This window comes from Streptomyces zaomyceticus, from assembly GCF_014656215.1.
In the GTDB taxonomy this organism is placed as follows: Bacteria; Actinomycetota; Actinomycetes; order Streptomycetales; family Streptomycetaceae; genus Streptomyces; species Streptomyces zaomyceticus.
Genome location: NZ_BNBZ01000002.1, coordinates 97254 through 110933, shown reverse-complemented (window position 1 = coordinate 110933; position 13680 = coordinate 97254). Strand labels below are relative to the sequence as shown.

The 13680-nt window shown below is 73.9% G+C and carries 11 protein-coding genes; 9 read left to right on the top strand and 2 right to left on the bottom strand.

The window, feature by feature from the left end:
• Positions 1-3 precede the first annotated feature (3 nt).
• On the top strand, positions 4-738 hold the full coding sequence (locus IE311_RS03505) for a 4'-phosphopantetheinyl transferase family protein (protein WP_229901690.1): 735 nt from the start codon (positions 4-6) through the stop codon (positions 736-738).
• Here IE311_RS03505 and IE311_RS03500 read toward each other — a convergent pair.
• Complete coding sequence (locus IE311_RS03500; RefSeq protein ID WP_189830031.1) at positions 672-2435, bottom strand: ABC transporter ATP-binding protein; 1764 nt, start codon at positions 2433-2435, stop codon at positions 672-674. The two genes, IE311_RS03505 and IE311_RS03500, sit on opposite strands and share 67 nt — an antisense overlap.
• Positions 2436-2509: 74 nt before the next feature.
• Here IE311_RS03500 and IE311_RS03495 point away from each other — a divergent pair, with 74 nt between their 5' ends.
• From IE311_RS03495 to IE311_RS03480, 4 genes are all read left to right on the top strand, one after another.
• On the top strand, positions 2510-3100 hold the full coding sequence (locus IE311_RS03495; RefSeq protein WP_189830030.1) for a TetR/AcrR family transcriptional regulator: 591 nt from the start codon (positions 2510-2512) through the stop codon (positions 3098-3100).
• A 172-nt stretch (positions 3101-3272) separates the two neighbouring features.
• Positions 3273-4325, top strand: coding sequence for an iron-siderophore ABC transporter substrate-binding protein (locus IE311_RS03490; protein WP_189830029.1), 1053 nt, complete (start codon positions 3273-3275; stop codon positions 4323-4325).
• A gap of 13 nt (positions 4326-4338) precedes the next feature.
• Entirely contained in the window at positions 4339-5373 is a 1035-nt protein-coding gene (locus IE311_RS03485) for a FecCD family ABC transporter permease (protein ID WP_189830028.1), read from the top strand.
• Positions 5370-6482, top strand: a complete 1113-nt coding sequence (locus IE311_RS03480) for a FecCD family ABC transporter permease (RefSeq protein WP_229901688.1) — start codon at positions 5370-5372, stop codon at positions 6480-6482. Before IE311_RS03485 ends, IE311_RS03480 begins: the two co-directional genes overlap by 4 nt.
• A 64-nt stretch (positions 6483-6546) precedes the next feature.
• Here IE311_RS03480 and IE311_RS03475 read toward each other — a convergent pair whose 3' ends face one another.
• Positions 6547-7119 carry a histidine phosphatase family protein gene (locus IE311_RS03475; protein WP_189830027.1) on the bottom strand — a complete coding sequence of 191 codons (573 nt, stop codon included), beginning with the start codon at positions 7117-7119 and terminating at the stop codon, positions 6547-6549.
• 309 nt (positions 7120-7428) lie between these two features.
• Here IE311_RS03475 and IE311_RS03470 point away from each other — a divergent pair, with 309 nt between their 5' ends.
• The 4 genes from IE311_RS03470 to IE311_RS03455 all read left to right on the top strand — a co-directional run bounded on the left by IE311_RS03470 (position 7429) and on the right by IE311_RS03455 (position 13598).
• Positions 7429-7656: a CbtB domain-containing protein gene (locus IE311_RS03470; protein ID WP_189830026.1), complete on the top strand. Its 228-nt coding sequence runs from the start codon at positions 7429-7431 to the stop codon at positions 7654-7656.
• Between the two features lie 14 nt (positions 7657-7670).
• Complete coding sequence (locus tag IE311_RS03465; RefSeq protein WP_189830025.1) at positions 7671-8483, top strand: CbtA family protein; 813 nt, start codon at positions 7671-7673, stop codon at positions 8481-8483.
• Between the two features lie 169 nt (positions 8484-8652).
• The gene (locus tag IE311_RS03460) at positions 8653-12861 is read left to right on the top strand and encodes a DEAD/DEAH box helicase (RefSeq protein ID WP_189830024.1); all 4209 of its coding nucleotides are present in this window, start codon (positions 8653-8655) and stop codon (positions 12859-12861) included.
• Positions 12858-13598, top strand: a complete 741-nt coding sequence (locus tag IE311_RS03455; protein ID WP_189830023.1) for a hypothetical protein — start codon at positions 12858-12860, stop codon at positions 13596-13598. The genes IE311_RS03460 and IE311_RS03455 overlap by 4 nt, the downstream gene beginning before the upstream one ends.
• The last annotated feature ends 82 nt before the right edge of the window (positions 13599-13680 follow it).

Below are 13680 nucleotides of genomic sequence, written 5' to 3'. Positions count from 1 at the left end.
CCGGTGCGCTACGAGGAACTGCCGGGGCATCCCGGGGTGGTGGCCGCGTCCGTGTATCCGAACAGGGCGTCCGCCCACGCCCTCGCCCCGCTGCTCGACTCCGGGGAGCGGGCGCGGGCCGGGGCGTTCGTGCGCACGCCGGACGCCGACCGGTACGTGGTCGCCCATGTGCTGCTGCGCATCGTCCTGGGCGCGTACGTGGACGAGCGTCCCGACCGGCTGGTGTTCGGCCGGCACCCGTGCGCCGGATGCGAGGGCCCCCACGGAAAGCCCTACCTCGCGGGTCACGACGGTGTGCACTTCTCGCTGTCCCACGCGGGCGACCGGGTGCTGGTGGCGTTCGCCTCCGTGCCGGTGGGGGTGGATGTGGAGACCGTGCCGGCCGACGGTCTCGTGCACGACGTGAGGTCCGCCCTCCACCCGCGGGAGCAGCGGGAGCTGGCGTCCCTTCCGGCGTCCGCGCGGGCGGGCGCCTTCGCCCGGTGCTGGTCCCGGAAGGAGGCCGTGCTCAAGGCGACGGGGGTGGCCCTGACCCGGGGCGCCGCCGAGCCGTATGTCGGCACGGCTCTCCAACCCGCCCAGGTCTCCGGTCTCCGTCTCGACGACGTGCTCCTCACCGACGGGCACGTCGCCGCCGTCGCCGTGGGCGTCGCCCGGCCCGCCGACCGTGCTCAGGTGGCACGGACGCCGGTGTCGGCGACGGCGGCCATCCGGAGGGACTCCACGAGATCGCGGTAGAGCGTGTCCGATACGAGCAGTTCCTCGTGCCGGCCCCTGGCCCGGACGCGCCCCGCCTCCATGACGACGATGGTGTCCGCGTCGACCACCGTCGACAGGCGGTGGGCGATCGTCACCACGGCGCCGGTCCCGGCGCGGGAGCGGACGCACTCCTGGACGGCCGCCTCGGTCAGGCCGTCCAGTTGCGCGGTGGCCTCGTCCAGGAGCAGGACGTCGGGGGCGGCGAGGAGCGCGCGGGCCAGCGCGATGCGCTGGCGCTCGCCGCCCGACACGTTCGCCGTCGCGAGGGGCGTGTCCAGTCCCTCGTCGAGGGAGTCGACCTTCTCGGCGAGCCGTACGTCCCGCAGGACGCCGCGGAGTTCCTCGGTGGTGGCCCCGGGGCGGGCGAGCAGCAGGTTGTCGCGGATCGTCCCGGGGACGACGGCGGTGTCCTGCTCGACATAGGCGAGGCGTGCCCGGATGTCGGCGTGCGCGTGCTCGCGGTACGGCCGGCCGTCGAGGAGCAGCTCTCCGCCGGTGGGTTCCAGGAACCTCAGGACCAGGGAGAGCAGGGTGGTCTTGCCCGCCCCGGAGGGGCCGACGACGGCGGTGTGCCCGCGCCGGGGGATCACGAGGTCGATGTCCCGTACGGCTGCCTCGGTGTCCGGGCCGTAGGCCGCGGTGACGTTCCTCAGCTCCAGGACGGGTACGTCGTCCCCGGCCGGCCCGGTGTGGACGCCCGAGCCGGCGGAGGCCGCCTCGGAGGGCAGGGCGTCGGCCTGGCGGATGCGTTCGGCGGCGGCGATGCCGGACTGCAGGGCGGTCACGTTCTGGCTCAGTTCGGTGATGGGATCCATGAGGGCGAAGGCGTAGAGGAGGAAGGCGATCAGACCGGACACGTCGAGCCTGCCCTCTCCGACGCGCCAGGCTCCGACGGCGAGGATCGCGATGATGGCGAGGTTGACGCCGGACCAGGCGATCGTCCAGGCCAGCGCCTCGCGGCGGACGGACCGGATCCCGTGCTCGGCCGAGGCGCGGGCGTCGGCCATGATCCGCTCGGTCATGCGCTCCTCCGCGCGGTTGACCTTGACGGTACGGATCGCCCGCAGCGTGCCTTCGAGTACGCCGCCGAGCCGTCCCATGTGCTCCTGGGCCTGCTGCTGCGACTGGGCGATCCCGGGCATCAGGAAGGCGAAGGCCAGGCCGACGAGGGCGACGGCGGCCATGGTGGTGGCGAGCAGGACGGGGTCGAGCACTCCCATGAGGACGAGGCTGCCCACCAGCATGACCGCCCCGTTGATCAGGCCGACGAAGGAGGAGGCGGCGGCCTCGCGGAGCAGCACGGTGTCGGAGGTGACGCGGGTGACGAGCTCACCCGTGGGGCTGCGGGTGACGCCGGGCACGGTGGCGTGCAGGAAGCGCCGCACGATCGACTCGCGGGCGTCGAGGACCACCCGCTCCCCCAGTGTCCCGAGCAGGGTCCACTGCCGGTAGGACACCGCGGAGCCGAGGACGAGCAGGACGACGAGCGCGGTCACGGGGCCGGTGAGGGAGGACGCGCTGCCCAGTGCGTCGAGCACCTGCTTGGTGACCATGGGCGTGGCGAGGCCGAGGGCGGAGGCGATCAGGGCGAGGAGCAGGCCGCGCAGGAGGGTGCGCCGGTGCGGGCGGGCGAAGGACCACAGGATGCTCAGACGGGGCACAAGGGAATCGCTCATACCCACAATGGAACATCTCTGTTCCAGAAAGGTCAAAGGGTTTCCCAAACGGCATCAAGGGTTACCGTGTGCGCATGGGGTCCGACGACACTCCCGCGCCAGGCGCGGCCACCCGCGAGAGCGCCACGCGCGCCCGCACCCGGCGCGCGATCCTCGACGCCGCCGTCTCCGTACTCACCGCCGACCACAGCGCATCGCTCGGCGATGTCGCCGAGGCGGCCGGGGTGGGACGGACCACCGTCCACCGCTACTTCCCCGAGCGCTCCGACCTGCTCGCCGCGATCGGCACGGACGTGCGGGACCGGGTCGCCGCCGCGTCCGAGCGGGCACGGCTCGACGAAGGGCCGGCGCCCGAGGCGATGGAGCGGCTCTGCCTGGAGTACTTCGAACTCGGCGACCGGATGCTCCTGTTGTACGACGTGCCGCAGTTCGTGGCCTGGTCCGGCATCGAGGAGGAGTCCGCGGCCGACCTGGCCCTGCTCGCCCTCGTCCGGCGCGGACAGCAGGACGGGACGCTCGACCCCGAGGTGGACGTCAGCTGGCTCCAGGACGTCATGTGGGCACTGCTGTACGCCGCCTGGATACAGGCGCGCGACCAGGGCACCCCCAAGCACACGGCCCTCTCCCTGTGCCTGCGGACCCTGCGGAAGGCCGTCGCGCCGTAGGGGGCGCCGTGTCGATCGCACCGGGACCGAACCCCCTGGTGCTCGAACACGGAAAGGAATAGGTTAGGCTCACCTAACAAGCTTCGAGTTGATCGCTGCCCCGCGGACACACGTCCGTGGGGCGCTCAGTCGGGGCCTCGCACATCCCCCTGCCCGGAGACAAGGATCCACCATGCCTTCTGTGTTCACCCCCCTTCGCCGTCGCGTCCTCGTGGCGGGCGCCGCCGCGGTCTCGCTCGGCCTGATGGTGACCGGGTGCGGCTCGGACGACAAAAAGGACGACGCGGCAGGGTCGGCGAGCAAGGCCCCGGCGGGCGCTTTCCCCGTCACCATCAAGAGCGCCCTCGGCGACGCCGTCATCAAGGACAAGCCGAAGCGCGTGGTGACCCTCGGTCAGGGCTCCGCCGAGACCGCCATCGCCCTCGGCAACGTCCCGGTCGGCATCGAGGAGTACCCCTGGGGCAGCGACAAGTCCGGCTACCTCCCCTGGATCCACGAGGCCGTGACCAAGTCCGGCGCCACGCTTCCCAAGCAGTTCAAGGGCGGTGAGGAGCTCGACATCGAGGCCATCACCGAGCTCGAGCCCGATGTCATCCTCGCCCCGTGGTCCGGTCTCACGCAGAAGCAGTACGACATCCTGAAGGACATCGCCCCGACCGTCGCCTACCCCGAGAAGGCGTGGAGCACGAACTGGGACCAGCAGATCGAGATCGTCGCCAAGGCGCTCGGTCAGCCGGAGAAGGCCAAGGAGCTGGAGTCGAAGATCGACAAGCAGCTCGCCGACGCGGCCGCGTCCCGCCCCCACTACAAGAACGTCACGTTCTCGTACATCTACAACACCGGCCCCGGCACCCTCGGCATCTTCAAGCCCGAGGAGCAGCGCGTGGCCATGGTCTCCAAGCTGGGCCTCAAGGTCGACCCGATCGTGAACACCTTCAAGGAGACCGAGGGCACCGACTCCGCCCTGATCGGCCTGGAGAACGCCAACAAGCTGGCGAAGAGCGACATCGCCTTCACCTTCTACATGGACGAGAAGTCCCGCAAGACCGTCGAGGCCCAGCCGCTGTACGCGGCCATCCCCGCCGTGAAGAAGAACGCGCTCGTCTACAGCCACGACACCCCCTTCGTCACCGCCTCGTCGATGATCAACCCGCTGACGGTGCCGTACAGCATCGAGCGCTACCTCCCGATGATCGACAAGGCCGTCGCCAAGGCCGGGAAGTAACAGCGGTCCCGAGGTGACCACACTCTCCAGCACCGGTCGAGGCCCCGCCGTGGTACGGCGGGGCCCTGCCCGGCATGTCATGGCCGCCGTCCTGTGCCTGGTGCTGCTCGCTCTCGCGCTGCTCGCCAGCGTGATGTTCGGCAGCAGGCCGACCTCCGCCGGTGACGTCCTGCGGGTCGTCACGGGCGGCGGCGACGAGTACACCCGTACCGTCATCGAGAGCCGCTACCCGCGCACCGCCCTCGGTGTGCTCGCCGGTCTCTGCCTCGCCGTCGCCGGCACCCTGATGCAGGGCATCACGCGCAATCCGCTCGCCGAGCCGGGACTTCTCGGCATCAACGCGGGCGCGTCCGCGAGCATCGTCGCCGCCACCGCCTTCCTCGGCGCCTCCGGGCAGCGGGAGACCATCTGGTGGGCCCTGATCGGCGCCCTGGTGACCGGTGTCGTCGTCCATGTCGTCGGCACCGCGGGCGGTGGCGGCGGAACGGTCCGCCTGGTGCTCGCCGGCGCGGTGCTCTCCGCCGTCCTCGCCGCGTTCATCCAGGCCGTCGCGCTGTCGAAGCCACAGGTCTTCGACACGTACCGCTACTGGGTGGTGGGCGCGCTCGGCGGCCGCGGGTTCGACGCCTTCTGGGCGGTCCTGCCCTTCGCCGCCGTGGGCCTCGCGCTCGCCCTGCTGCTCGCCCCGGGGCTCAACGCCATGGCGATGGGCGACGACAAGGCGGCCTCCCTCGGCATCAGCCCCGCCCGCGTCAAGGGCGCGGGGCTGCTCGCCGCGACCCTGCTCGCCGCCGCGGCGACGGCGGCCGTCGGACCCATCGCCTTCGTGGGCCTGGCCGTCCCGCACCTCGTCCGGGCGCTCGTGGGCGCCGACTTCCGGGCCCAGATCCTCCTCACCTCCCTCGCGGGACCCACGCTGCTGCTGTTCGCCGATGTCATCGGCCGGGTCGTGCTGCGCCCGCAGGAGCTGATGGTCGGGGTCGTCACCGCGTTCGTCGGTGCCCCCGCCCTGCTCTTCGCCGTCCGCCGTATGAGGGGAGCGGGATGAAGACCGCCGACCGGACCGACCTCCCGGACAGCGCTCCCGGCGGCACCGCGGAGCCGACGCCGCGCGCGGAACGGCCCGCGGGCCGTGGTGTGCTGAGGATCGGCCCCTGGGTCGCCGTACCCGTGCGCCGCACCTCCGTGATCGCCGCCGCGGTGACCCTGCTGCTGCTCTGCGGGGCGGCGGTGGCCACCCTGTCGATGGGCAGGCTCGGCATCGACCTGCCCGATCTGCCGTCGGCCCTCGCGGGGGACGCCACGGGCAAGAACGCCTTCGTCCTGAACAGGCTGCGCGGGCCGCGGCTCGTGGTGGCGATCGCCACCGGCGCGGCGTTCGGCCTGTCCGGCGCGCTGTTCCAGTCCGTGACCCGCAATCCGCTCGGCAGCCCCGATGTCATCGGGCTCGGCTCCGGCGCGGGTGCGGGAGCGGCGGCCGCCGCCCTGTTCCTGCCCGACGTCATGCCGGTGGCCGTCGGCTCCCTGCTCGGCGCGGTCCTCGCGATGGCGGTCGTCTTCCTCGCCACCGGGACCGGATTCCGCAGCCCGGGACGGCTCGTGGTCGCCGGTATCGGCGTGGCCGCGATGGCGACGGCACTGACCCAGTACGTGGTGTACGCCGTCGAGCGCGACAAGGCCAGCGCCCTGACCGCCTACATCAACGGCAGTCTCTCCGCCCGCTCCTGGGACGACGCGGCGACCATCTGGACCGTGCTGCTCGTCTCGGTGCCCCTCGCGGCGCTGCTGGCGCGCCCGCTGAGCATCGGCGAGATGGGCGACGACCTCTCCACCGGCCTGGGCGCCCGCCCCGGCCGGACCGCGACCTGGGCGATCGCGCTGTCGATCGTCCTGTCCGCGGGAGCCGTGAGCGTGGCCGGACCCATCGCGTTCGTCTCCCTGACGGCGCCGCAGATCGCCAAGCGCGTCACGCGCAGCGGCGGCCCGCACCTGGTCATGTCCACCCTCCTGGGGGCGCTGCTCCTGGTCCTCGCCGACCTCGCCGCCCAGCAGTTGCCGCTCTTCGACAACCTGCCGGTCGGTCTGTACACGATGGCCGTCGGCGGCGCCTATCTGGGCTATCTGCTGCTCCGCGAGTGGGGCGGGCGCCCCGCCTGACCGTGGGTCCCGCCCGGTCGTGGGGCTCCGGCCCGACCGGGCGGGACCTGTCGCCGGACGGGAGCTACGCGGGTCCGAGCGGGCCGCCGACACGCAGGTTCCAGCGCTCTGCGCGCCCGCTGAGGTGGACGGCGGTCAGGGGACGGACGTCCAGCCGCAGCACCGCCTCGTCCGGTGCCCCGAGGGCGTGGACCAGCGCGGCCCGGATCACGTCCGGTTCGGCGACGGCCGTGACGCGTCCGGAGCCGGAGAGCAGGGCGTCCAGCCAGGCTCCGACCCGTACCCGCAGATCGCGCAGGGACTCCCCGCCGTGCGGGGCGGCCGCCGGATCGGACATCCAGACACCGACCGCCGATTCCTCGGCGGCCGCCACCGCCGCGAGGGAACGCCCCTTCCACCGACCCATGGCGCAGCCCGCGAGTTCGGGCTCCGGCCGCGCCATGAGGCCGAGGGCCTCCGCCGTGGCCCGGCAGCGGACCGACGGCGAGGAGTACGCACGGGAGGACGGGTCGACGGCGGACGCCACGGCCCGCGCGCCGGCGATTCCGGCGGGGTCGAGCGGGCTGTCGTCGTCGAACGCGACGTCGTGCAGGGCTCCGCTCGGGGCGGGGGAGATCAGCGTCAGCCGGACGGTCATCGGCTTCCTTCTCGGTGGGCGCCTGGGGCGGCGCCCAGGGTATCCCCGGGCCGCGTCCCACCCGGGGGGCGCGCAAAGGTGATTCAGGCCTCACGCCCTTGGCGGCGGACCCGGTGCGCGGTACCTTCAGGCGACATTTGAACAGCGTGACGACGGCGAGACGGAAGTCCGGTGGAAATCCGGCACGGTCGCGCCACTGTGAGCCGGGCACCGCCCTCCCGATACGGAGCGGTGTCACGGCGAGTCAGACCCGCGGACCGTCGTCCTGCACCACCGTCAGGGACGCGAGTTCCCGCAGGAGGTTCCATCATGGCCGAGGCTGTCGTCTCCGCTGCCGTTTCCGCCCCTTCCGAGGCCGTTCCGGCTCCGCTGCCCGTATCCGCCGTCCTTCCCTGGGCGTTCTTCGTCGGTCTTCTCGCGCTCGTCGCGCTGTACTTCGTGGGCGCCGAGCAGGGCGCCACGTCCCTGATCGCGGGCTCCGACGTGCACGAGTGGGTGCACGACGGTCGCCATCTGCTCGGCTTCCCCTGCCACTGAGAGGCGATACGCACATGCACGCCTCGACTGTGAGATCCCTGCTGGTCCGCGGCATGCTCGCGGGCCTGGTCGCCGGCCTCTTCGCCTTCGCCGTCGCCTATGTGGTGGGTGAGCCCCCCGTGAACGGCTCCATCGCCGTGGAGGAGGCCCAGGCCGCCGCGCAGGAGACGCACGCCGGTCACGGCGCCGCGGCGGGCGCGGAGGCCGCCGAGGAAGAGGAGGAGGCGGTCAGCCGCCCCGTCCAGTCGACCTTCGGCCTGGCCACCGGTGTCCTCGTCTACGGAGTGGCGCTCGGCGGCATCGCCGCGCTCGCGTTCTCCTTCGCGCTCGGCCGCGTCGGCCGGTTCGGCCCCCGGGCGACCGCGGCGCTGACCGCGGCGGCGGCGTTCACCACCGTCTATCTGGTGCCGTTCCTGAAGTATCCGGCGACCCCGCCGGCCGTCGGCAACCCCGACACCATCGGGAAGCGCACCACGCTGTTCTTCCTGATGATCCTGCTCAGCGTGCTCCTCGGGCTCGCGGCCGTCATCATCGGGCGACGCCTGGCACCGCGCCTGGGCAACTGGAACGCGACCCTCGCCGCCGCGGCCGGGTTCCTCGTCGTCACGGCTGTCGCCTTCGTGCTGCTCCCGGCGAACGACGACGCGGTCCAGGCGGGCTTCCCCGCCGCGTTGCTCTGGGAGTTCAGGCTGGCCTCACTGGCCGTCCAGGCGGTCCTCTGGGCGGTGTTCGGCGTGGTCTTCGGCGTCCTCGCCCAGAAGGTCCTGGCCGGCCGGACGGCCGCGGCCGACGCCCGGGCCACGGCCGGGGCGCCGCTCCCCGGCTGATCCACGGGACGCCTCCCGACGCACCGCCCCGTACGCCCCGGCGTACGGGGCGGTGCCGCGTTCCGGGCAACTACGGCCGGTCCGAACACTGTTGGACGATCAAGGACCGCCCGGATCCGTATACTGAGCGCACACGAGTCATCACGTTACGCGTTCGAAGGGTCTCCTCTTGGGTGGTCGTCCTCCGCAGATCGACGGTGTCCGGCAGTCCGGCGACCTCAGGACGGCCGGTGCCCGGTCCGCGTGGCACGAGCGGGCCGGGAGAGCCGTCGTGACGGGCCGGTTCGACGCCGGGATCGTGTCCGAGGCCGAGGGGCTGGCGCGCTCGGGGAAGCTGACGCAGCGGGATCTGCGGATGCTGCTCCTGGTGACCGACGACCACCCGGCATGGCTGACCGCCCGCCGGCTCGCGGCCGAGGCCCTCGAGAACACGCCGGAGGTACCGCAGCAGGTTCTCCTGGCGCACGCGCAGCTCGAGTTCTGGCCACCGCCGACGTACGAGGAATCCTCGGAGCACCTGCCGAACGGCCACGTCCTGCACACGGCGGCGGTACGGATCGGGCCCGGCGACGCACAGGTGACCGGTCCCGCGCGCAGCGCGCCGACGGCGGCCCTGGCCCGCCGGTCCGCCGCCCGGGCGCTGCTGCGCCGGCTCGCCGGGGTCGAGGGGCCGGACGGGGAGCCCGGAGGCGGACGACGGCTGTCCCTGCCCGGCATGGGAACGGAGGCGTTCGCCGCGCTGCTGCACACCCGGGTGACGGCGGCGGGCGAACCGGGAGGGGAGCTCACGGCCGAGGTCGTCCGCCGGGCGGGGGCGGCGCGGCTCCGGCACCGGGACGTCCAACTGCTGCTGTTCGGCGCCCGGGGTCCCGGGTGGCGCGAGCTGCGTCTGTGCGCCCTTCGGCTCACCGCGCGCATGCAGTCGGCGGCGGCCACGCTGCTGCGCTGGCACGCGGACGCACAGGGCGCGGAGCCCCGGCACTCGGTCTTCGCCTCCACCGGGGGGTTCTCCTGCCGCTGGAGCTGGGTGGGCGGCGACGGCCGCACGGTCGACGGCGCCGAACGCACCGGCCACGACCGGCGGCAGGCCGTCCATCTCGGGGCGGTCGCCCTCCTGGCGGAGCTCACCGGTCTCCCCGAGCCCCGCGAGGAACGGGCCGCCGACAGCGGCGGACCGCCCCGGGCGGCGGCGCGGATCCAGCCGGTGCCGCCGGGCCAGGATCCGGTGAAGTACCTGAACAAGTACACCCAGCTGGAGGTCATCTCCAAGCCCGATTCGACGTTCGCGGCGGCCCCGAAGACCGTCTCCTGCTCCTACACCTGCACCCTCGTCCGCACCGGGGCGGAGGTGGGGGTCACCCGCCGGGCGAAGACCCGGGCGGAAGCGCGCCGCGCGGCGGCTTCGGCGCTGATGGAGGAGCTGGTCGCCCGCGACGCGGAGCGCACTCCCCCCACGCGTTCCGGGGATCCCTCCGTCACGCCGGGCACGCCGGCCGTCCCCCGCCCCCGCCCCGCTCCCTCCGCCCCGCCCCTCCCTCCCGACCGTTTCGCCGAGCCCGTCCCGGCGCCCTCGGCCCCCACTCCGCGGACCTCGGTCGCGGACCTCGTCGGAGAGGCCCTCGCCGCCGGGTGCGCCGTCGCCTTCCAACCGTGGGACGCACAGCCGGCCGGGCTGCTGCTCCACCGGGGCGACGGGGCTCCCATGCCGGACACCGGGCTCCCGGCACCGCTGTCCGTGGCGCGCCGGCAGCTGCTCCCGCGCCCGGCGGCCACGGCCGCTCCGGTGGTGGGGTGGCGGGTTCCGCTGGCCGACGCCCTGCCCGTACTGCTGCGGCAGGACCGCGCCGCCGGGTGGCATCCGACGGCGACGGAGTGGGAGCACGCGGCCCGTCTCGGGCTCCGGGCCGTCGCCGCGGGGCTCGTCCGTCCGGCGCTCACCGTGGACGGGGTGGACCGGTGGCGGCTGGGACCGCTGCCGGTCGCCACCGCGCGGGCGTTGGAGGAGCTCGCCGGCCGTCTGCCGCCGCCGGCCCACGCCGTGCCGGACCGGGGACGGCACCTGACCGCGCGGGAGGCCGTTGCCGCGTTCCTTGACGCCCTGGCCGACTCGCTGCTGAGGCCCCCCGCCGCGGTCCTCTTCGGCACCGGCCCGTTCCTCGCGCCGGCCGGCGGCCCGCTCCCCGAGGCGGAGGCCGAGCGGGTACGGCCCTGGCTGGACGCGGTCGAGGACAGGCTGCACACCGGGCCTCCGCCCGGACTCGTCGTCGAGTTCGCCGTACCGACCGAGGAGGAGGCCGAAGCCGGGCGGCTGACCGGCCGTCTGCTGGTGGAGCCGGTGGCGGACGTCGAGCCGTACCACCTGCGTGAGCGGGTGCGCGTCCTGCTGGAGCGCGCGGCCCGCCGGTGCGGGGTGCTGTCGGGGCTGCTCTCCTCGCCCGGGCGGCTGGTCGCGGACGCGGCGGGAATCCGAGGGATCCTCGATGCCGAACCCGCCCTGGCGGCCGCGGGGCTGGTGCTGCGCTGGCCGGCCGGACTGCGCGACCTGCTGTCCGCCCACACCGTGGTCGGCACGGAACCGGGCGGTGCGGCGGACCCCGGCACCGCCGGTGGTGCGCCCCGGTTCGGGCTGCGGGCGCTGCTCGACTTCCGGTGGCAGCTGGCGCTCGGCGAGGACGTGCTGAGCGAGGCCGAGATGGACGCGCTCGCGGAAGCCGCCCGGCCCCTGGTCCGGGTCCGGGGGCGGTGGGTGCTGCTCGATCCGGTCACGGTCGGCCGCGCACGCCGCCGGGAACTCGGCCGGCTCGCCGGCATCGACGCGCTCACCGCCGCCCTCACGGGCACCGTGACCGTCGACGGGCGGACGGTGCCGTGCCGCGCGGCCGGAGGTCTCGCCGAGGTCGTCGACATCCTCCGCCGGGGCGAGCACGCGGCCCCGGTCCCGGCGCCGAGGGAGCTCGACGCGACCCTCCGCGGCTACCAGGAACGGGCTCTCGCCTGGCTCGCGCACACCGGCGGGGTGGGGTTCGGCGCGGTCCTCGCCGACGACATGGGGCTCGGCAAGACCCTCACCGCCGTCGCGTACACCCTGCACCGGTACGAGAGCGGGCACAGCGGTCCGGTCCTCGTGGTCTGCCCCTCGTCGCTCGTGACCAACTGGGAGCGCGAGCTCCGCCGGTTCGCCCCGAAGCTCGACGTGACCGTCTACCACGGCACCCGGCGGAGCCTCGACCTCACCGGGGACCGGACCGTGGTCCTCACGACGTACGGCGTCCTGCGCCGTGACGCCGAACTCGCCTCCCGCACCTGGGACCTGGTCATCGCCGACGAGGCGCAGCACGCCAAGAACCACTCCTCCTCCACCGCCCGGAGCCTGCACGCGCTGACCGCCACGACCCGGCTGGCGCTGACCGGGACCCCCGTGGAGAACAACCTCTCCGAGCTGTGGACCCTGCTCGACTGGGCCAACCCGGGCCTCTTCGGGTCGCTGAAGGTCTTCCGGTCGCGGTACGCGGCCGCCGCCGAGCGCGAGCCGGACGGCCCCGCCGCGCGCGCCCTCGCCCGGCTGATCGCGCCGTTCCTGCTGCGCCGCCGGAAGAGCGACCCCCATGTCGCGCCCGAGCTGCCCGCGAAGGTCGAGAGCCGGCGGATCGTCGAGCTCACCGCCGAGCAGGTCGCCCTCTACGAGGCGGTCGTCCGCGAGACGATGGAGCAGCTCGCGCACTCCCCCTCACTCACGCGATCCGGCCTGGTGTTCAAGCTGATCACCGCCCTGAAGCAGATCACCAACCACCCGGCGCACTACTGGGGCGAGCAGCACCCCGGCGCCGCCCGGGCAGGGGAGTTCACCGCCCGTTCGGCCAAGCTGGAGGCTCTCGCCGAGCTCGTCGAGGCGATCACCGCGCGCGGGGAGGCGGCGCTCGTCTTCACCGGCTATGTGGCGATGGGCCGGCTGCTCACCGAGCATCTGGCGCATCTCGGGCACCGTCCGCTGTTCCTGCACGGAGGTCTCGACACCCGGCAGCGGCAGGAGCTCGTGGACGCCTTCCAGGCGGGCCGCTCGCCGTTGTTCGTGCTCTCCGTCAGGGCCGGCGGCACGGGGCTCACCCTGACCAGGGCCAGCCATGTCGTGCACTTCGACCGGAGCTGGAACGCCGCCGTCGAGGACCAGGCGTCGGACCGTGCCCACCGGATCGGGCAGCGGCGGACCGTCACCGTCCACCGGCTCGTCACGCGGGGCACGATCGAGGACCGGATCGATCAACTCCTCACGCACAAAAGGGCTTTGCAGGACACCGTCCTCGGCGGCGGCGGTACCGGTCTCGCCCGGCTGTCCGACCGTGAACTCGCCGATCTCGTCACCCTGGGAGGCCCGGCGTGAGCTCCTCGCACCCCGGTCCGTCGTCTCGTGGCGGCCCCCACCACGACGCCCCCGGGGCCGTGCCGGTCCTGGACTCCCTCACCGACCCTCCCCCGGCACCGCTCCCCGATCTGGCCACCCTCCGCGCGCTCACCGCCGACGCCGCGGCGCGCGCGGCCGAGCTCCTCGGCCGGCCGGGGGCCCCACCCGCCGGAGGCACTCCCGGCGAAGCCACCTCGAGCGCCGCCGCGGACCTGTCCGAAGCCACGGAACCACCCGAAACGGCAGGTCTCCCGCCCCGGGACCCGGGCCTCTCCGAGGCCGACGGCCCGGACGACACCACCGCCGACATCGTCCGCTTCATCGCCCGGAGCGGAGACACTCATCTGGAGCTCGCGGCAACCCAACTGGACCTCTCTGTAAGGGAGATGAGACTTCTGGCCATCGCGCACCGATTCGGCGGCCGGGCCGCCGTCGCCACCTGCCTCGCGCCGCGGCCCGCCGACCCCGACCTGCTCTCCGCCGCCGAGCACGCCGTCCAGCCGCTCCGCCCCTCCCCCACCGCCCCGGTGGAGCGCCATCACAACCACCTCACCGACGCACCCGCCCGCGTCCAGCTGCGCTACGGCCCGGACCGGCTCTGGCACCCGTACATCGAGCGTCACGGCGGCTGGCAGCCGGCCGCCGCCCCGCACCCGGACCCCGCCGAGGCGTACCGGGCGGCCCGTGCGGCACTGCGCGCTCCGGCGCGGAGGTGACGGTGCGTCGAACGGCGCGGCACCGGCGCGTCCCGGTGCGCCCCGGCGTATCTGCGCAGGTCGAGGCGGAGACACGCCGATC

Coding starts and splice junctions, on each gene's coding strand:
- IE311_RS03465 (WP_189830025.1), top strand. CDS start 7,671: ATGCACGCCTCGACTGTGAGATCCCTGCTGGTCCGCGGCATGCTCGCG.
- IE311_RS03475 (WP_189830027.1), bottom strand. CDS start 7,119: ATGACCGTCCGGCTGACGCTGATCTCCCCCGCCCCGAGCGGAGCCCTG.
- IE311_RS03495 (WP_189830030.1), top strand. CDS start 2,510: ATGGGGTCCGACGACACTCCCGCGCCAGGCGCGGCCACCCGCGAGAGC.
- IE311_RS03480 (WP_229901688.1), top strand. CDS start 5,370: ATGAAGACCGCCGACCGGACCGACCTCCCGGACAGCGCTCCCGGCGGC.
- IE311_RS03470 (WP_189830026.1), top strand. CDS start 7,429: ATGGCCGAGGCTGTCGTCTCCGCTGCCGTTTCCGCCCCTTCCGAGGCC.
- IE311_RS03500 (WP_189830031.1), bottom strand. CDS start 2,435: ATGAGCGATTCCCTTGTGCCCCGTCTGAGCATCCTGTGGTCCTTCGCC.
- IE311_RS03490 (WP_189830029.1), top strand. CDS start 3,273: ATGCCTTCTGTGTTCACCCCCCTTCGCCGTCGCGTCCTCGTGGCGGGC.